General features: G+C 37.1%; 18 protein-coding genes. 4 read left to right on the top strand and 14 right to left on the bottom strand.

Going from position 1 to position 19,636, the window contains the following annotated elements:
- Positions 1-278: 278 nt before the first annotated feature.
- From Q1B07_RS03170 to Q1B07_RS03130, 9 genes are all read right to left on the bottom strand, one after another.
- On the bottom strand, positions 279-1,202 hold the full coding sequence (locus Q1B07_RS03170; RefSeq protein WP_299088440.1) for a DUF1835 domain-containing protein: 924 nt from the start codon (positions 1,200-1,202) through the stop codon (positions 279-281).
- Positions 1,203-1,216: 14 nt separating this feature from the next.
- On the bottom strand, positions 1,217-1,354 hold the full coding sequence (locus Q1B07_RS03165; RefSeq protein WP_299088581.1) for a hypothetical protein: 138 nt from the start codon (positions 1,352-1,354) through the stop codon (positions 1,217-1,219).
- A complete protein-coding gene (locus Q1B07_RS03160) occupies positions 1,342-2,310 on the bottom strand; it encodes a sugar phosphate isomerase/epimerase (protein WP_299088441.1) in 969 nt (322 codons plus the stop codon). Before Q1B07_RS03160 ends, Q1B07_RS03165 begins: the two co-directional genes overlap by 13 nt.
- 281 nt (positions 2,311-2,591) lie before the next feature.
- Positions 2,592-3,419, bottom strand: a complete 828-nt coding sequence (locus Q1B07_RS03155) for a carbohydrate ABC transporter permease (RefSeq protein WP_299088568.1) — start codon at positions 3,417-3,419, stop codon at positions 2,592-2,594.
- On the bottom strand, positions 3,419-4,360 hold the full coding sequence (locus Q1B07_RS03150) for a carbohydrate ABC transporter permease (protein ID WP_299088442.1): 942 nt from the start codon (positions 4,358-4,360) through the stop codon (positions 3,419-3,421). The genes Q1B07_RS03155 and Q1B07_RS03150 overlap by 1 nt, the downstream gene beginning before the upstream one ends.
- A 61-nt stretch (positions 4,361-4,421) precedes the next feature.
- Positions 4,422-5,666 carry a sugar ABC transporter substrate-binding protein gene (locus Q1B07_RS03145; protein ID WP_299088443.1) on the bottom strand — a complete coding sequence of 415 codons (1,245 nt, stop codon included), beginning with the start codon at positions 5,664-5,666 and terminating at the stop codon, positions 4,422-4,424.
- A gap of 14 nt (positions 5,667-5,680) precedes the next feature.
- Positions 5,681-6,694, bottom strand: a complete 1,014-nt coding sequence (locus Q1B07_RS03140; protein ID WP_299088445.1) for a Gfo/Idh/MocA family oxidoreductase — start codon at positions 6,692-6,694, stop codon at positions 5,681-5,683.
- A gap of 197 nt (positions 6,695-6,891) precedes the next feature.
- The gene (locus tag Q1B07_RS03135) at positions 6,892-7,926 is read right to left on the bottom strand and encodes a LacI family DNA-binding transcriptional regulator (RefSeq protein WP_299088447.1); all 1,035 of its coding nucleotides are present in this window, start codon (positions 7,924-7,926) and stop codon (positions 6,892-6,894) included.
- A 321-nt stretch (positions 7,927-8,247) separates the two neighbouring features.
- Positions 8,248-9,399 (bottom strand): CapA family protein, encoded by a 1,152-nt coding sequence (locus Q1B07_RS03130; protein ID WP_299088448.1) that lies wholly within the window; start codon positions 9,397-9,399, stop codon positions 8,248-8,250.
- Between the two features lie 117 nt (positions 9,400-9,516).
- Here Q1B07_RS03130 and Q1B07_RS03125 point away from each other — a divergent pair, with 117 nt between their 5' ends.
- Positions 9,517-10,140, top strand: coding sequence for an NUDIX domain-containing protein (locus tag Q1B07_RS03125; RefSeq protein ID WP_366945124.1), 624 nt, complete (start codon positions 9,517-9,519; stop codon positions 10,138-10,140).
- 31 nt (positions 10,141-10,171) lie between these two features.
- Here Q1B07_RS03125 and Q1B07_RS03120 read toward each other — a convergent pair whose 3' ends face one another.
- Positions 10,172-10,441: a DUF1292 domain-containing protein gene (locus Q1B07_RS03120; RefSeq protein WP_299088450.1), complete on the bottom strand. Its 270-nt coding sequence runs from the start codon at positions 10,439-10,441 to the stop codon at positions 10,172-10,174.
- 164 nt (positions 10,442-10,605) lie between these two features.
- Between Q1B07_RS03120 and Q1B07_RS03115 the strand changes: the two genes are divergently transcribed.
- Positions 10,606-11,289, top strand: a complete 684-nt coding sequence (locus Q1B07_RS03115) for an SIMPL domain-containing protein (RefSeq protein WP_299088452.1) — start codon at positions 10,606-10,608, stop codon at positions 11,287-11,289.
- A gap of 39 nt (positions 11,290-11,328) precedes the next feature.
- Here the strand turns inward: Q1B07_RS03115 and Q1B07_RS03110 are convergent, their stop codons facing one another.
- The 4 genes from Q1B07_RS03110 to Q1B07_RS03095 form a co-directional block, all read right to left on the bottom strand.
- The gene (locus Q1B07_RS03110; RefSeq protein WP_299088454.1) at positions 11,329-12,426 is read right to left on the bottom strand and encodes a PRK06851 family protein; all 1,098 of its coding nucleotides are present in this window, start codon (positions 12,424-12,426) and stop codon (positions 11,329-11,331) included.
- A gap of 157 nt (positions 12,427-12,583) precedes the next feature.
- The gene (fabF, locus tag Q1B07_RS03105) at positions 12,584-13,819 is read right to left on the bottom strand and encodes a beta-ketoacyl-ACP synthase II (protein WP_299088456.1); all 1,236 of its coding nucleotides are present in this window, start codon (positions 13,817-13,819) and stop codon (positions 12,584-12,586) included.
- Positions 13,820-13,977: 158 nt separating this feature from the next.
- Entirely contained in the window at positions 13,978-14,415 is a 438-nt protein-coding gene (locus Q1B07_RS03100; protein ID WP_299088458.1) for a DUF6376 family protein, read from the bottom strand.
- A 752-nt stretch (positions 14,416-15,167) separates the two neighbouring features.
- Complete coding sequence (locus tag Q1B07_RS03095) at positions 15,168-17,528, bottom strand: FdhF/YdeP family oxidoreductase (RefSeq protein WP_299088460.1); 2,361 nt, start codon at positions 17,526-17,528, stop codon at positions 15,168-15,170.
- Between the two features lie 235 nt (positions 17,529-17,763).
- Here Q1B07_RS03095 and fdhD point away from each other — a divergent pair, with 235 nt between their 5' ends.
- Together fdhD and moaA are read left to right on the top strand one after the other, a co-directional pair.
- A complete protein-coding gene (gene fdhD / locus Q1B07_RS03090) occupies positions 17,764-18,555 on the top strand; it encodes a formate dehydrogenase accessory sulfurtransferase FdhD (protein ID WP_299088462.1) in 792 nt (263 codons plus the stop codon).
- Positions 18,556-18,612: 57 nt separating this feature from the next.
- Entirely contained in the window at positions 18,613-19,635 is a 1,023-nt protein-coding gene (gene moaA, locus Q1B07_RS03085; RefSeq protein WP_299088572.1) for a GTP 3',8-cyclase MoaA, read from the top strand.
- Position 19,636: the final 1 nt, after the last annotated feature.

Below are 19,636 nucleotides of genomic sequence, written 5' to 3'. Positions count from 1 at the left end.
GTCGCATTGACTGCACTTGCACATCCTGTGCTTCGCCGATGGTGCTTGGAGCTAGACACTAAAACTAAGTACAAAATTTTATACTTCTTAAACTTTAACAAAAGCATAAGCGCCTTATTCAGCCTAGGGCAAATAAGGCGCTCTTTGCCTTCAATTCTAGAGGGGCTAGGCGCTGGAGCTTATACGTGAGCGCTTAGCCACAGTTCAAGAATTTTATAATTTCCTGGCAACAATAAAACCACCAGTGGCTGTTTGACGTCACAATTGGAGGTTTTTGTTTATTTTAGATGCTGTAAATGAACTCCACCAATCCACCAATCAATTCCGATCAAATCAATCCGATTTGCTTCCCCAGACAAAACACGTTCGCCAAAAGAAGTAATAGTCAATATTGGATTATGCTGTTCTGAACCATACATTGGGAGCAAGCCATTGGTTTTTAGTAATGCTTGATCACCTTTTACTAACTCATTTAACAACGCAGATAGATGCAGATTACTTAAACCTTCATCCTTCAAAGAAGGAGCAATTTGATGAAATAAATCCCTAAAAGAAACTGGTTTTGTTGCAATCGCATTAAGAGCTATGCTTTCAATTATATTTAATCCTGTTTTAGCTGAAGGAAGATAGCTTTCATGTCTTGTTAATACCTCTAACAAAAAAGGCAATTCATGATCAATATCTGCTACCCACTTTTTCACCTCCTCTGAATCGGACGAAGTATAAACTCTCCACCCCGCTTCAGCTTCATTTACCTGCTTACTTGAGACGGTTTTTCTACTGTGAAAAAGCTCCAATAATTGATTACCAAGTAATTGACTTAATCCGTAAAAGGGAGAGATACCTGGATAAGAATTAACACTAACCATCGATATATTTAGATGATGCTGGTTCGCTAATTGTGTAAGTATGTACATGAGCATCGTTTGATCATAACGGTCATGCTCAAACCAGAGCACAACTTCCTCATCATGCGGGATCTCAGAAAGCTGAGCTAATTGCTTGTGACAAATTGCACTGAATAATGATGAAGGGATTTCCAGCTTTTCATCAAAAAAAGCGGCCCTTCTCGTTATTAACTCCTCATTTGACCATGACGAATGGAAAGGACCAAAATCATACATTTCTCTCCAACTCATAATTTTACCGCTTAATCCTTGTAATTTACTTGCGAGAATATCGCCATTTACGATATGGATCATCTGTTTTTCACCTCTTAATGCTTATCACTAACAGATTCAACCTTCAGATCAAAGAAAAAAGAAACATCTCTATTAGCATGTGAATGTGCTTTCCCCATAAACTTATAACCAACCATACAGATTCTTACTTGTTTATTAGTTAAGCCCACCACAGCTCTTTTGCTCCTTCCTTAATTAATTTATCTTGTAAGAATTCAACCGCTTTTGTAAATCCTTCTTCAATGCTCATTAGCCCATCTTCATGTTCGATGCTAACCGCACCTTCATACCCGATTGTTTGCAGGCTGCTAATGATTTCTCTCCACGTATCTTCACCATGACCATAACCTACAGTACGGAATACCCAAGAGCGGTTTGCGATATCCTTATAGCTTTTTGTATCTAATACACCATTTAATGGGTTGTTTTGACCATCAATTCTTGTATCTTTTGCGTGGAAATGGAATAACGCATTTTCCTTGCCAAGTGCTTTGATACACGCAACAGGATCCATCCCTTGCCAAAAATAGTGGCTTGGATCAAAGTTAGCACCAATTTGTTCGCCACACTCATGTCTCAAGCGAAGCAATGTTTCCGTATTATAAACGACAAAGCCTGGATGAGGCTCAACGGCAACACGAACATGATGTTCTTTTAAAAATTGATTTTGCTCGCGCCAATATGGAATCACCTTTTCTCTCCATTGCCAATCAACAACCTCAGAGAAATCATTCGGCCATGGGCATGTGATCCAAACCGGATGCAGGGAAAAGTCTGATTCTCCAGGGCATCCTGAAAAAGTTACAACATTTTCAATCCCTAACTTCGAAGCAAGTCTTACAGTATCTTGAAAAACCTGATGATGTTCATTCGCAATTTCTTTATTCGGATGCAGAGGATTACCGTGGCAGCTAAGAGCACTAATTTGGATGCCACGAGATTGGAATGCCTCTTTAAAAACAGCTAACTTTCTTTGATCAGCCAATAATTCTGCAGGATTGCAATGGGCATTGCCTACATATCCACCTGTGCCAATTTCTACAGTATCCAGTCCGGATTCCTTAATATAATCCAATGCTTCATGTAATGACTTTTCTGAAAACAATACAGCGAAAATTCCAAGTTTCATCTCAATCTCTCCTTCTACATAAATGAAAATGTTGTTTATTTCATACTGTCTGCTCATTAATCTTATTCTTCCTTTATCCCATTCTTAACGGGCAGTAAGACCTTAATAAAAAATTTCAGCCATTTAATAAGTATAAAAAATTGGATGAGGATAAACTGCCCGTAAAGATTCGACGAAGGACAGGACGTCCAAGTCAGGCGAAAGCCACAGGAGGTGGCGTACTAAGCATGATAAGTTTCACTACCATTCAGTAAAAAAACGCCACTGAATGAATTCTCACTTTATTTCTCAGATCCTGCTGTGATTCCGCTTACAATATATTTTTGCAAGAGGATAAACATAATGATTATCGGGGCAGCGGCAATGGTAGACACCGCCATTAGGCCGTCCCATTGTGTTCCATATTGACCGATAAATTTAGTTAATCCCATTGTCAGCGGGCGTATTTTTTCATCCATTGCAAGAGTTAAGGCGAAAATTAAATCTCCCCATGCAAATAAAAAACTGAACGTTCCAACTGTAAGTAAAGTAGGTTTTGTTAAAGGTAGTACAACTCTTACAAATGCAGTAAACCGATTACAACCATCTATAACTGCTGCATCCTCCAAACCTCTAGGAATGGATAGGAAAAACGGGCGCATGATCAGAATCGCAAATGGTAATGCAAGAGTTGTGTTTCCGATAATTAAACCTGCATAACTATTAAGAAGATTAAACTTTGAAAACAAAATAAATAGCGGCATCGCTGTCATTACCCCAGGCACCATTTGTGTAACAAGAAGGATAAGTAAAAAGATCCCACTTCCCTTTAACTTAAAACGCGCCATGGCATATGCTGCTGGCAATGCCAATAGAAGAGTAAGGGCTGCTGTTCCAATTGCAATAATGAATGAATTTTTTAAGTATAGTAATATACTACGATCCTCGATTATATTTTTAATGTACGCATCAAACTGAATTGTCTCAGGAAAGATCATCGGAGGGGTAGCAAATACGTCTTGTATCGGCTTTACAGATGTAGTTATCATCCAATAAATTGGAAATAAAAATACCAGTGTTATGACAAGTGCGACGAAAAACATCCCATATTCTCTAGTCGTATATTTCATCACATTGTCTCCTCCTTCCTGATCAAATATAAATAGATAAGGGAAATGCATGTTAAGATTAATAGAATAATCGTAGCAACTGCACCGCTAAGTCCGAACTTAAAATTTACAAATGCCAGCTCATATCCAAAAAACGGTAAAACTTGTGTAGCATTTACCGGTCCTCCCCCGGTCATGATCAAGATGATATCAAACACTTTAAATGTGTAGATTATTCCTAGAACGAGAACAACCAAAATGGCGGGCTTCATCAGTGGAACCGTGATTTTAAAAAAGGACTGAAGCCTTGATGCACCATCTATTTTTGCAGCTTCATATACGTCGTTTGGCAGCGCTTGCAACGATGACAATAAAAGAATCATATTAAAAGGAATTCCTATCCAAATATTCGTGACAATAATTGCGATTAACGCAGTGCTTTGTTGCCCCAACCAGTTTATCGGCTCATTAATCAAGCCGATTTGGACAAGAAAATAGTTGATAACACCATAATCAACATCATATAGCCATTTAAATAACGTACCAGTAATAACTAATGGCGTCATCCAAGCTAAAAGCAATATCGAACGAAAAAAATTACGGAGCGGAAATCGCTGATTAAAAAACAATGCCAATAAAAATCCAATCGAAAGCTGAAAAACAATGCAGGAAACGGTATAAATCACAGTGTTTTTCAAGGCGGGTAGAAATCTTTCATCTTGAAAAATTTGTCTGTAATTTTCAATTCCTATAAAAGGTTTTTCTCCTTTCAAATTATAGATCGTAAAGTCCTGAAAACTAATAAAAATATTATAGAAAATTGGGTAAAGCATAAAAATAACAACAAAAAGAAAAGCTGGTATAATGAATAAATATTTTGGGAGAGTTTTCTTTATAAATGGTCCAACCTGCATCTCGGTACCAATCTTTTTATTCGTTTCGATTCTTGTATCTGCTTCCATAGTATTGCCTCCTTTTGCTTCTAACCGTTTAGAAGCTATTATTCTAAAAGAATTCAATCCTTTATGGTAATAAAGGCTCTATCTTCTCAGCAGATTCTCTCATTATTTTCTCAACATCCTCACCAGTGATTGATCGTTGTATTGCTTCCTGAACTGCCGTTGAAATTTCAGGATATTTTGTTCCGTAAGCACGCGGTTTTGACGTTTTAATTTGTTGAACAAAAACTTGCAATTGCTCGTCTTTATTCCATTCATATCTCTTATCGTCAGCAACATCTTCTCGATTAGGCAAACGACCGCCAAGTTCATGCATTGGCCCTAAAATGTCAGGCTGTTGAGACCAAGTGATAAAATCAAACGCCTCTTGTCTATGCTCTGTAGTAGCAGAAATTGCCCAATTTTCTCCTCCTAGAATTGAAGCAGATTGTTTTCCTTCCGGCATAAGGGTAACATCCCAGTTTAAATCTTTCGATTCTTCTCTAAGAGTGGGTAATTGCCAAGGGCCGTTTACCATCATGGCTGCTTTACCAGTTTGAAATTGGACAAGTACATCTTGCTGATTCCAGTTCACAATATTTTCTGACATCGAACCTTCCTTCACCATATTCTGAATAAATTTCATCGCCGAGATTGCTTCCGGACTGCCAAAGGAATCTAAATCCGCGCCAGCCTGCCATAAAAAAGGAAGAAATTGAAATGTGCCTTCCTCACTTTTAGTGGCCGCAATGGCTAAACCTTTCCTGTCATTTGTCGTTAATTTTTTCGCTGCTTCTTCCAATTCACTCCATGTTTTCGGCGGTTCTGTAATACCTGCTTCTTTAAACATATCTTTATTGTAAAAAAGGGCAAGTGCATTACTGTTATTAGGAATGCCGTAATACTTTCCATCAAGCATCGTTGAGGCTCTTGGACCTTCAAAATATTGATCAGCCTCTCCCCATTCTTCCACTTCCTTCGTAATATCTGCAAATACCCCTGCTGCTGCGAATGCTTGATGATCAGGATTGTCGATGAGCACGATATCAGGCAGCTCACCACCGGCAATCCCTTGTAGAAGCTTTGTTTTTAAATCCGCAAATGGAAAGTACGTTCGCTCAAACTTTATATTTGGGTGGCTTTCTTCGTATTTACGAAGTAATTCTAACTGTTCTTTTTCCGATGGGGAATCCGGACTCAAATAATCCCAAACCTTTAATGTTATCACTCCATCATTTCTGCTTTCATTACTTGCCCCATCGCTGCATCCAACAAGTGCAATGACCATTAATAATAAAAGCCCGCATAACAGCTTCCATTGCAACTTCATTAACAATGCCCCCTTTATTTAGTTGCTTCAGTGGTTATACTTTCAAAAATCGTCACTTCTTCCCCTTTTTTAATCGATTGTAATGCTCCACCGACAATTGCAAAGCTCTTAAGATTATCTTCAAGATGTGTGATCGGTTTTCGATTTTCCTTTATTGCCTGAATCATCTCGTAAATGGAAAATTCCCGATCTGTATAGCGCATGTTTGGCAGCTCCAGCTCTGTTGTTATGCCATCTTCAAGTGTAATCATTGGCACATCATCGATTAATTCAACAATTCCTTTGCTGCCGACAAGACGAACCTCTCCGTTCCAAGAAGTTTCTTTTCCACGAGTAACCCAGCTGCCAAAATAATTGATAAGTGTATTATCAAAATTAATGATTGCGCTTGCAACTCCATTCCCGCCGAACCAACTCCAAGAAGGCTTCATGCTTTTCGCAAAAATAGATGATGGCTCCTTCCCTAAAATATGCCTTAATAAATCAAAGTGATGAATGCTCATATCCTCTATTAAAATCTCACTATATTGATCACGCCAGCCGCCAAATTTTGTTGCCCTTCTAAAATTCCATTCCCCATATTCGACAACGCCTATCGTTCCTTCTTGAATGCAATTTTTAATTGCTTCAATTTCTGGTCTCCAACGATAATTTTGGCTGATCATAATAAATTTCTCATATTGTTTTGCTTGATTTGCTAGCTCAATTGCTTCTTCAAAGGTGTGGGTAATGGGTTTCTCCATGAACACATACATTCCTGCTTCTAATGCATCTAGAGCCAATTGTTTATGGGTTTGCGGAGGTGTAATGATAATGGCAATATCTGCAGGAACCTGCTCAAAAGCATCTAAATGATTTTGAAATGTCTGGACAGATTTATCGTTTAATACATTTTTAGCATTCTGAATATTTATCGTATCAACATCGACTATGGCAACGAGTTCGATTTCGGCGAATTCTTTTAAAATAGTCAGCCAGGATTGACCAAAGCCGCCAACTCCAATTTGAATCACTTTTAGCTTATTCATGCATCAATCATCCTCCTAATGTTTGTGAATCTATAAATCAATTAATCTCATCAAAAATTTTTCCAAACACCACATCCTTTCAAGTATGTTTGATTATCGTACCTCATTTTTGAATAAACAAAAGGATAATCCTTTTGTTATCCATTTAAAAAGATCAGCAACCAATCTAAAACGCTTCCAATAATAAGGTACGATCATCAATCATGTATATAATATTTCACATTCCCCTTTGTTACAATTTCAAGCTTTACGATATCCTCTACCACCTTAATTGGCTCCTCCAGCATTAAATGATCAAAAGCCTTCCTTACTGCTAAAGAACCTTGATAAACCGGGTCCTGGCAGATCGTAGCTGTAATCATATCATTCAATAGATAATGATGAATTTCTTTATTCATATCATGCCCAATTAAGATTGGTTTTTTTGAAAGCTTCATTTTTTCTATTTCCTTAGCTACTTCTGCAAGAGCACCAGTGGCGACATAAATTCCGTCTACTTGTTCTAGATCTTTCTTTAATTCCAAGATTGAATTGGATAAATCCGAATTGCTGATCTTTAACGGCCGAATTGATTCGATTTGATCGCATTGTGTTATGTAGTCAATAAACCCTATTACTTTTTGTTGCATTTGAAATGTATTTATTTTGTCGGTGATTAATGCGAATTTCTTTGAGGTGTGTGTAAATCGATACAATAACTCACCAGCTAAACGGCCTGAATCTTGATAATTTGCACCAACATACGATAATCTTTTGCTTGAAGGAGAGTCATTATTGAATGTGTAGATAGGGAAACCTTTTTCAATTCCCGTATTTATAACTTGCATTAATGGGGCTGCATCATTTGCTGAAAGAACAAGTCCATTGTACTTCCCAGAATGAATAATGTCTTGCACGACCTTTACTTGTTCCTGAATATCAAATTTTTTCGTTCGTATAATCTCAATCTCAAATCCAAAGTCACGTAAATCCTTATATGCTTTCATGATTCCTATTTCGATTTCCTTCCAAAAGTATTCAGGATAAACGGGAAAAACAATCGCAATAAGAATGTTTTTCTTTCGAGAAAGCAAGCTTGCTGACATATTCGGTTTATAGTTTAATTCCTCTGCTTTCTCCAACACTTTTTTCAATGTTTTAGGACTAACCTTTCCCCTATTGTTTAGTGCCCGATCGACAGTGGCAATGGATAACCCTAGCTGCTCAGCAATTGTTTTAGCCGTAATTTTCATGTTTATCACCACATATCCTTGGTATCTTCTGTATAATTTACTAGCTATTTGATTTATATCATATGAGAAAAGACGAAGTCAATCTATTTTTAGAATTTTTTGATTATTGAGGTGCGTTCATCATAGTGTGATTGTGAAATATACTACTGTTGAGGTAATTTGTTATTATATTACATAGAATGTATTTATAGTTTACATAACAAGATTATTGTCAATTTATTTTTCGCTTTACTATATAAATTTATTAGAGTTGGTTCTCCCCTTTTCTTTATTTTTAATCTAATGAAAGGTATGGAGGAAAACCAACTTAAATTGCTTTGCTTATTTCAGTGAAAATGTCAGCTCTGGCATCCATTGTGACATATGCTTTTTGATTTTTTCATAATCAGCTTTTTTGCTTTTTATTTGATTCAGAGGTGAAACTACATATTTTTCGTTTACAAAAGTTGGAAAGAATGCAGGATCCTTTAATGTTATTGACATTTTTCCATCCACATCCACCTTTTCGACCTTAATTTGCATGATTCCGCCAAGGTCTTTATAATCTCCTGTTTGACCTGTTAAGAAATTGCCAAGTGAATAAGCGACAAAGGTCCGTTTGCCATCTTCTCTTGTGATCCATTCCATCGGCTGCAGTACATGTGGATGATGACCGATGATAATATCAGCACCAGCATTTGCGGTTTGACGAGCTATATTCTTTTGCTCATTATTTGGCAGCCTTTCATATTCCTTTCCAAAATGAAGACTGACCACTACAACATCAGATACCTTTTTAGCAAGGGCAATCTCTTTTTCTATTTTCTCCGCATCTATTAAGTTAACAAGATATGGCTTGCCCTCTGGTACAGGAATCCCATTTGTCCCATATGTATACGCTAAAAAAGAGAACATAATCCCATTCTTCTCGATTGTTCGAATGTTCGTTTGATCCTTAGCAGAAACAAATGAACCAGTATAAAGCATTCCGATCTTATTCCAATGGGCAATCGCATTCTGAATGGCCTTTTCACCTCGATCTAAAGTATGGTTATTCGCCATCGTAACAATATCTACACCGCTTTCTTTTAATGCATTCCCCACCTCATGCGGACTGTTGAACGAAGGATATGTCGAAAGGCCAATTCCTGCTCCGCCAATCATTGACTCTTGATTCGCAACCGTTATATCTGCTGTTCCGATAGAGGATTTAACAGGTGCAAGCAATGGCATAAAATCATACTTGTCATTTCCTAGATGTTGAGGATTGTATACCCGATCATGAATAAGCACATCTCCAATAGCAGAAAGAGTTACTGTAGAGGCTGCAATTGGCGTTTCTGACAGCTTAGCTGGCCGTTCCATTTCTTCGATAAACTGTTTCTTTTTTGAATCAGCATTCTCATTTTGAATCGATTTGTATTGAACAAAAGTATAAATCGAAACGATAATAAGAAGAGGCGCTAGCATCCAACAAAATAATCGCTTTTTCATCATCATTCTTCCTTTTTCTACTTAAATCTCTTTTAAATTTACCATTTTTTTCAGCAGATGACAAAAGACTAGGATAAATAAGCTTTTTTCAATTTAAAATGAATTAGGAAAAGGAGAATGATTCAGGATGTCGAATTTGACTACTACATTTATTTTTTTGATATAGAGAGGATGTTAGATTTGTCAGCAAATTTCTGTTTAAAATGTGGAATTGCATTGGAGAATCGGGACATTGATGGAACAATTAGAAAGGCCTGCCCGAACTGTGATTTTATCTTTTGGGGAGATTATAGTATTGGCGTCGGAGCTTTAGTAATAAAAGACGATAAATTTCTACTGGTTAAAAGAGCACAAAATCCTGGAAAAGGCTATTGGACGAACCCTGGTGGTTATATTGAGCAATTAGAATCAATTGAGGATACAATTGTACGGGAAGTTGAAGAAGAGGCGGGAATTAAAGCTAAGATAAGAAGTATTGTGGCTATTCGTGACCTTCCGCGAAGTGTACATAACCTTTATATCGCTTTTGCTATGGATTATCTTGATGGAACACCTATTCCAGATGGGGTGGAAGCAGATGAAGCAGGTTTTTACAGTATAGAGGAGACCGAATCAATGAATGTTGCTCCTTTCACTAAATGGCTCATCCATCTTGCTTACAATGGAAAAAGCGAAGGATTGCTTAAAGATCTGAAACCTCTAGTATCACTTAATGACCATGTCTTATTCCGAATATCTTAGAAATACAATAACTAGAGAGGGAATTCCCTCTCTATTCCTCTTCATCCATCAATTCTTCAAATGCAGCTGAAACCTTCGCAAAATCCTCATCACTTTCAATAGACGAGAAATCCCCTTCCTCATCTACCATCAAAAAAAAGACATCAATATCTTCTTCTGATTCTTCTTGTAAATCCTCAACAAACCCAACAGCAACATAATCAGTACCTTCTACATTTATCGCTGCTAAAACTTCGACTTCGTTTTCCCGATCGTTTTCATCTGTAATTGTAAAAACTTCTCCTATTTCGATTTTATCCATGGAAAATCAATCCTTTCTAGACATTCTGCTTCAAAAAATACCTTATTTAGTTTTTCCACTTCGAAATCTTGTATTCATAAATTGTCTAGCAGCATACGTTTATATAGATCATTTATCCTTTTCAAATAGGAATTCGGAAATTAAAAAGAGAGGATGTCATTTTCATGAACTATTTTCAAACACCATATATATTTCATCGTTCATCAGTAAGATCTGTTAGACAGGCACAAGGTAAAATGATAGTTGAGGGTACTGGACGTTTAACGGTTATGCCTGATAAAGCAATCATTCATATCGGGGTAATGACGGAAAATAAAGATGTTGAGGCTGCACAAAATGAAAATTCCAAACGATCCCAACAAGTGATTGAGGCACTTAAGAAAATTGGCATGACTGATGATGATATTCAAACATTATCATATACCATCCACCCAGTCTATGACTTTGTCGAAGGTAAATCAATCTTAAGAGGCTACCAAATTCAGCATGTTTTCGAACTAACTGTTCGTGATCTTCAAAAAGCTGGGGTCATTTATAAAACAGCCGTTTCCGCTGGAGCAAATATGGCAGGAAGCTTGCGGTTTGAAGTCACGAATGAACAGTCATACTACCAAAAAGCGTTACAGCTTGCAATGAAAAATGCCACTGATAAAGCAGTAAAGCTTGGAGAACAAATTGGTGTTACAATCCAACAGCCTCCAGTAAAAATAACGGAAGCTCCTTCTGTTATTAAACCAAAGGAATTAAGTTTATCTATTGCAGCAGAAGCATCCTTTCAAGCACCTCCTCCTATACAAAGGAGAGAAATTGAAATAGAGGCTAATGTATCGACTGTTTTTGAGTATTAGTATGAAAGGCGGTCAAATGATCTGACCGCCTCAACTATATTATTTCTGGTCAATAAACGCATTAATCTCCTTTAAGATGCCTTGTTGAATCTCTTCTACCTTGGCAAAATCCATAGCTTCAATATAATAATCCTCTAGCTTATCTCGAAGCTCTTTTGCTTCTGCCAAGTAGGAAATAGCTTCCTTCATTTTATCTTTATATGCTTTTGTTGTTCTTGCAATGTCTTCTGCATATTTTTCGTCTGTCCCTGGTGTCATGCATCTTTCGTACATATCGATGATTTCATCTGATTCTCGATCTGGAAAATACTCATGCGGGGCTGTACTGTCAAAGATGGCAATACTTTTTTCCCTCAAAATGACCATATCAAGACTATTAGGATCAAAGCCGCAATGATAGACTTCGACATCAAAGCCTTTTTCTTCACCCGCGGCAACAATTTTCTTAAGCATAGTTGATTTACCAGACCCTGCTCTCCCTTTAACAAAGTAACGTTTTTCAATATCTTCCGTTAAATTTTGAATAAAATCAACTGCTCCTAATGGAGTTGCAGCACCTAAAAATCGATGCTTAATGCTTGGTTTTTTTTCTAGTTGGTCATCACCATAAAAAAGAGAAATTAATTCTTGTGAAAGCTTATTTGCTTCGGCAAAATCCATATTAGATATATAAATTTCTTCAATATCATCATGTGCACGCAACGCTTCAGCAAATGTTTTATAAGCCATAGAAAACTTACTTGAAATCTCTTCGTTCAATTGAAGAATCGCTTCTTTATTAAGTGAAAGCTTTTGCGAGTCCCAAGCAACCCCCAAATTTACATACTCTTCAATGACACCAGGTGCTTTCGGTTCAATAATATGTGGTGCAGTGCCATCGACTATTCCAACCTTATATGCCGGTAGCAGGACCCCATCAATTGAATGATTATCCGATGCACAATGCAGGTATTCAATATCAAACCCTTTCCCTTCCATGTACTCGCCAATTCTTTTCATGAGCGAGGATTTCCCCGTACCAGGACCCCCTTTTAATATATACAATCGTTCTACATCCTCTAATACCGAATCATAAAGACTATAAAACCCCTTCGCTGTATTCCCGCCAGCATAATAATGGCGAACTTTTGCACTCATTTGTATCACCCTTTCCCGCCTTTTCTCCTAACATATGTAGATTATCTCACAAGGGTGAATGCCTATTTTTTCATTCGTTTGTCAGATTTTATTCAAGACCCTGCTAAAAAAGGACTGTCTCAACACTTTGAGATAGCCCTTTTCTTTCATTCATTTTTTAATATTTTTTGAAGACTAATGTTGCATTATGACCGCCAAACCCAAAAGAGTTGGATAAGACTACATTTACTTCCGCTCTTTTCGCTAGATTTGGTACATAATTCAAATCTAGCTCGTCATCTGGAGTTTCATAGTTAATGGTTGGAGGGATGATTCCGTCCTGAATTGCCATAATTGAGAAAATCGCTTCAATGGCACCCGCAGCTCCTAGTAAATGCCCTGTCATCGATTTGGTTGAGCTAATCGCGAGTTCATATGCATGCTTCCCGAAAACCTCTTTAACCGCCTGTGTTTCATAAAGATCATTATAATACGTGCTTGTTCCATGAGCATTAATATAATCCACATTCTCTGGTCTAAGATTTGCATCATTTAATGCAAGTTTTATTGCACGTTGACCGCCTTCTCCCTCAGGTGCAGGTGTTGTGATATGATAAGCATCACCAGTTGCTCCATATCCAACAATTTCACCATAAATTTTTGCACCACGTGCTAACGCATGCTCAAGCTCTTCTAATACTAAAATACCTGAACCCTCAGCAATGACAAATCCATCACGATTTTTATCAAAAGGACGGCTAGCTGTACCCGGGTCTGGATTTGTAGACAAAGCTGTCATGTTTGTAAAACCTGCGACTGTCATTTCTGTAATAGCTGCCTCTGTTCCACCTGTAACCATCATATCTACATGGCCATTTTGTATGACACGAAAGGCATCTCCTATAGAATTTGCCCCAGAAGCACAAGCAGTGACTGAACAGTTATTAATTCCTTTTGCTCCAAGTTCAATTGAAACTCTCCCTGCGGCCATATCCGGTATAAACATTGGAATAATAAACGGACTTACCCGCTTAGGACCCTTTGCTAAATACCTCTTATGCTGTTCTTCAAACTCATCAAGTCCGCCAATACCTGATCCAATCCATACTCCTATTCGCTCAGGATCGACATCCTCTCCAATACGAACACCAGCATCAGAAATCGCCATCTTACTTGCTGCAACAGCAAGATGAATATATCTTCCCATCCTTCTAGCTTCCTTATGATCAATAAATTCCTCTGGAACAAAGTTTTTCACTTCACCAGCTACTTTAACATTGAATTTTTCAGTATCAATTCGGGTTAATGGCGCAATACCGGATATCCCATTTTTTATCTGATCCCAAGAAGAAAATGCATCATTGCCAACAGGCGTAACAGCTCCGATGCCGGTAACAACGACTCGTTTTTTCATTTTTGTTTCTCCCCTTCAACTCTATCTTTATTCTAGTATTTTATCAATTGATGATCATAAAAATAGTATTTGAATATAGTTGTTACTTGGTCTTAGTAGTAAAGTATATTCTATACTAATTTTTTATAAAAAAAAAGTCTCACACACAGTGAGCACATTTAAAATTCTAAGTTCTCTATTGAATCCATCAATGAGGTTATCTCATTCACTGTATTCATAATTTCCGAATCCTCTAGTTCTTCAATAACTAATTCTCCGTTTTGCATTGCTGTATTAATTTCTTCTAATAATTTTTCATTATTGTTTACAATATCTTGATGAATATCCTCTGCAATAGCAGGAGCCTCTAATTCATTAAACGTATTTATTTCTTCAACTACTGTATTTAGTTGCTCTTCAAGGTTCTGTTTTGCCTCTGAATCAACTGCCGCATCTTGAACTAGTTGCGGTGCTTCCTGAGCGAAATCACTTAATGAATTAAGATAATCTTGTGCTTCATTTACATAATCAACGGAATTGTTCACATCTTCTAAAAAAGAACAGGCACTTAACATCATCACTAACAAAATAGCAGCAACCGATCGTAATTTTTTCACCTATTAATCACCTCTTGTAATTGGTTATATCAAATATACGGATTACTATTAGAAAAGTTTCAAATTTTTAATAATGATTTTATTCTCAAGAATTCTTGCATAGCCTTCTTATAAAAAAAGAGCTGCCTAAAAGCAAAGGTTAGACCTTTATAAGACAGCCTCAAAAAAAGTATGTATAAATTATTCTTTGATCACAAGCCACTTCAAAAATTCTTGTTCTGATTTTGTTAAAAACCTTCCTAAGTTTTGTGAAAAATGCACATATAATTCAATATACCGCTTTGCTTTCTTGTCCATTCTTAACCCCCAAATTTTAAATAAGAGCTTTTCTATTTTATCACGTTTTCATGGGTGTTAAAGCATTTTTTTTCAAAATATTACAAATATAATTAATTTCCAATAACTGTTGCATCTTTATTTTTCGTAGCTTACTACATATTTCATACAATAATAACACAACCTACATACACACTTATTTTTAAAAAAGGTGGTGATGAAGGCAATGAAAAAGCTATTAGTACTTTTACTTGCGGGTATCTTGGCTACATCTGTTGTTGCTTGTGATGATGCACCAGGGGAAGATGAAATTGGTGATGGTGAAATCAATGATGAAGAATAAGTAAGACTTCCTTCTATTGAGGTTACTGGACGTTTAGATTGCGATAAATAAACAGGGGGCTGACTCTATAACAACCAGCCCCGTATTCTATCAATGCTTTTATACTCAGCCTTTTGATATGGCGAATTAATTCCTAAACAGGTGCATCAATTTCCAACTCTTCAATACGTTTCTCTAAATATTGCACATCCTTCCTCGCATTAAAACGATCTGCCTTTTCTACTTTAGCGGTAATATTGTAATCCGGAATGCCGGCGTATTTTTCATATCTGCCTCTTGGCAATAAGAAATTCCCTTCTGGAAAGTGTACCTCTATGTTTCCTCTTGCTATATCAACAAACATTGCTTTGCCTTGAAAAACTCCAAATCCATTATATACGACAATTCCTTCACCCTCTGTAATATTTAGCTCAAGCGCATCCTGCTTATTCATTAAAACATCATAACGGCTTGCTCCATTAAAGGGATCCGTTTCTTTATAAACCATCGAATTAAATTGTTTTCCACGACGTGAAGTTACAATAAATTGCCCTTCCTTCTTCCCTAAGTCAGGAATCTCAACCTGGATTAAAGTCGCTTTTCCATCAGGTGTCGGACAAATTCCGCCTTCACATAACCATGCTCCACCCCATTGGAATACATCACCTTGTTTCTTAAGATGTTGTATTCCATCATAATCGCGATTCGCAATAGCAATTTCATTGCGAATTTCTTGACCAGTTTTAAAGTCAACTAAGTGGGCTGTCTCAGGTTTTACTCGTTTGGCAAGGTCAATATAGATCTTCCATTCTGCTCGAGCCTCCAAAATTTTATTTTTATTTCCTTTAATTTCTGGAGAAAAATAAACCATTCGTTCAGTTGAAGTGGATGTTCCTCCCCCTTCTTGTTCGTAGCGTGTTTTCGCGGGTAGAACAAGAACTGCTTCCTTTGCATCAACTAAAGTGGAAGAGTTTAGAATAATATCTTGGTGTACACGAATATCGAGTTCAGATAAGGCTTTTTTTACAAAATCAGGGTCAGGCATTGTTTCCAGAAAATTTCCTCCTGATAAATAATAGAGCTTTATCTTACGCTCATGCGTGTCTGGAAGCAAGATGTTATCTAAGGTTACACCGACAATATCACCTTGCCATTGCGGAATCTCAAATCCCCATATCTGTTCCATCCGCTTAATATTCTCGGCATCGAATCCGCTTCCTGGCAAAACAAAGGGATCTGCACCCATTTCACCTGAGCCTTGCACAGAGGAGTGGCCTCTAAAAGGCATTAAGCCATTATTCTTTCTTCCTAAGAAGCCTCGTAAAAAAGCAAGATTCGCTACTTGTGAAATATTATCTGTAGCAAAAGAGTGCATCGTTAAGCCTAATGCCCAAGCAAATACAGCATTTTCACTCCTGGCTAACAGCTTGGATAATTCAATCATTCTTTCTTTTGTAACCCCTGAGGATTTTATAATTTCATCCCATGACTGTTCTTGAACCTTTGCCTTAAGTTCCTCGTATCCATTTACATGCTCCTGAACAAATTGATGGTTAATGGCCGAACCATATTCCGCTTCTTCCATTTCGAACCAATGCTTCATAATTCCGTACATGAACGCAATATCACCGCCGATATTCACCTGGTAGAAGTCATCGGCTATTTTTGTCCCAAATAATGCTGATTCCATATTTGAGGGAATCCAATATTGCTCCATTGCTGGTTCTTTATATGGATTAATCACAATAATCTTTGTTCCTCTTTTTTTAGCTTCAAGCATATATTTTGTTGAAACAGGTGAAGAATTGGAAGCAATACTACCCCAAAATATTAGAACATCAGTCCCGAACCAATCCTGATAATTCGCAGTCGATGCCCCTACACCGATTGAACGCTTTAGTGCCGTTTTACTTGGCGAGTGACAAATTCGTGAAGCATTATCTATATTATTTGTTCCTAAAAACCGAGCTACTTTTCCAGCAACATAATAAGATTCATTGGTAATTCCTCTTGCAGTTAAATAAAACGCATATTGTTTCGGGTCCAATTTCTTCATTTTTTTTGCAATGAGATCCATTGCCTCGTCCCAGGTAATCCTCGAAAATCTTTTTTCACCCTTACGGCGGATAAGCGGATATGGAATACGGCCTAATTTTCGTAATTCAGTACTACTATATTTCCGCAATTTATCAATGTCAGAATGAAGAATGTCTTCTTTTACTGCCGGCATTGTATTTAAGCGAAGGACATTAAGACGTGTTGTACAAACATGCGGTCCTTTAAGTGTCTGGTCATATAGACCTGAAACCCCTAATGCACAACCATCACAAACCCCCTGTGTTAAAATCCGTGTCGCATAGCCTATGTTATCTCGATTGTCCCAGGCAATTTTCATTGTATCGCGAAAATGCTGAGGTTTTACTTTTCCTAAGCCGAAGGGAATTGGACTAACCCAATGTTTTGGTTGTGGTATTTTCGTCGCTTTTATAGGTCCTTGATGCTTTGTCTCTCCCATTTTGTTCACTCCTAATCTATAGAAAGAAAGTCAGAATGATTATTTGTTTCACTTAATTAATTCTGTAAAATCCTCCATAATCCTTGTCCTTTATAGCAAATATCATCCAAACCCTAGGAAATGTTAAACTCATTAATTATGTTTTAAATAAGTATAAAACTCTCTAGATATTATACTTGTTAAATAAATTAGAATATGTTTATACTTTATTAATCTTAAAAATCAGGTGAATCGTATGATAAAAAAGATAAGTGTAGAGCAGAAAATAAGGAAATATACAAACGGTCAATTATTTGATACTGTAGATGATATCGTTACAGAATTTCCATTAACGATCTTTATTAATAATCAAGAATTTGCTACTATGGTCTGCACTCCTGCCCATTTTGAAGAAATGGTCTTCGGTTTTTTGGCATCAGAAGGTGTGATTCGATTTCTAGATGATATTAAAGCCTTAACGATTGACGAAAATGCCGGTTATGCCCATGTGACATTGCATGCGGATGTGACAACGAGCCAGCAATATTATTCAAAACGATTTATTGGTTCTTGCTGTGGTAAGAGCAGACAGTTTTATTTTCATAATGATGCCCGAACAGCTAAAACTGCAACGACTAACCTATCTATTAATCCTGACCAATGTATAAAGCTAATGAATGATATGCAAAAAAGAAGTACTGTTTTTCAGGAAACCGGCGGTGCTCATAATGCAGCATTGTGTACCCCTGAAAAGATCGTTGTCACTCGGACAGACATTGGCAGACATAACGCTTTAGATAAATTATATGGATATAGTATGATGAATCAACTTTCTGTTCGTGATAAAATCATTGTCTTTAGTGGCAGAATCTCGTCAGAAGTGCTCGTAAAAGCAGCAAAAATCGGAGTTGGAATTGTCCTTTCTAAATCCGCACCAACTGATCTTGCCATAAATCTTGCAGATGACTTAAATATAACTACAGTTGGGTTTATCCGCGGGCAATCATTCAATATTTATTCACATCCTGAGAGAATCATCAACGGATAAAGCAAAAACTTATTTGTGGAAAGGTTATAAATGGATAAACTATAGTGGGAGGAATCTATATTGAAAGCAAATAACTCGGTTTATGATCATCTTAACCGCCCGCTTCGTGATTTAAGAATTTCTGTTACCGATAAATGTAATTTTCGCTGTACGTATTGTATGCCTGCAGAAATATTTGGACCAGATTATCCGTTTTTAAAAAGAGATGAACTTCTATCTTATGAAGAAATTGTACGGTTGACGAACCTTTTTGTTCAATCCTTAGGAGTGCAGAAGATAAGAATTACCGGCGGCGAACCTTTAATGAGAAAGGATTTGCCGATACTCATTGAAAACATAAGCTGCATTAATGGCGTAGAAGATATTGCAATGACGACAAACGGCTACCTTCTTCCTAAATATGCCAAAAAGTTAAAAGAAGCCGGCTTAAAACGGGTATCCATTAGTCTTGATTCTTTACATGACGAATTGTTCGGTAAAATAAATGGACGCAATATTCCTGTTCAGACAGTTATTGAGGGAATAGATGCCGCGGCAGATGCCGGTTTAAAAGTAAAAATCAATATGGTTGTAAAACGCGGGCTGAATGAGCATGAAATTATTCCTATGGCTAAATTTTTTCGCAAAAAAGGCCATATTCTACGCTTTATTGAATTTATGGATGTTGGCAATACCAATCAATGGAACCTTCAAGATGTGTACCCTAAAAAGCAAATTATTGAAGATATCCATCAGGTCATGCCGCTTGAAGCAATCGAACCAAATTACACAGGTGAAGTGGCTACACGGTATCGCTATATCGGATCCAATGATGAGATTGGTGTTATCTCCTCAGTATCTGATGCTTTTTGTTCAACATGTAACCGTGCCCGTCTTTCTGCAAACGGAATGTTGTATACTTGTCTATTTGCTTCCATGGGCCATGATTTACGTGAACCGATAAGATCTGGTCTATCTGATATAGAACTGGCTGAGCTTCTTAAAAATATTTGGCATGGCAGAAAAGATCGATATTCACTTGAGCGCAGTGAAGCATCCACAAAACGAAAAAAAATTGAAATGTCCCATATCGGAGGTTAGG

The organism is uncultured Metabacillus sp. (assembly GCF_947503125.1).
Classification (GTDB): Bacteria; Bacillota; Bacilli; order Bacillales; family Bacillaceae; genus Metabacillus.
This window is presented reverse-complemented; position numbering and strand designations above follow the sequence as displayed.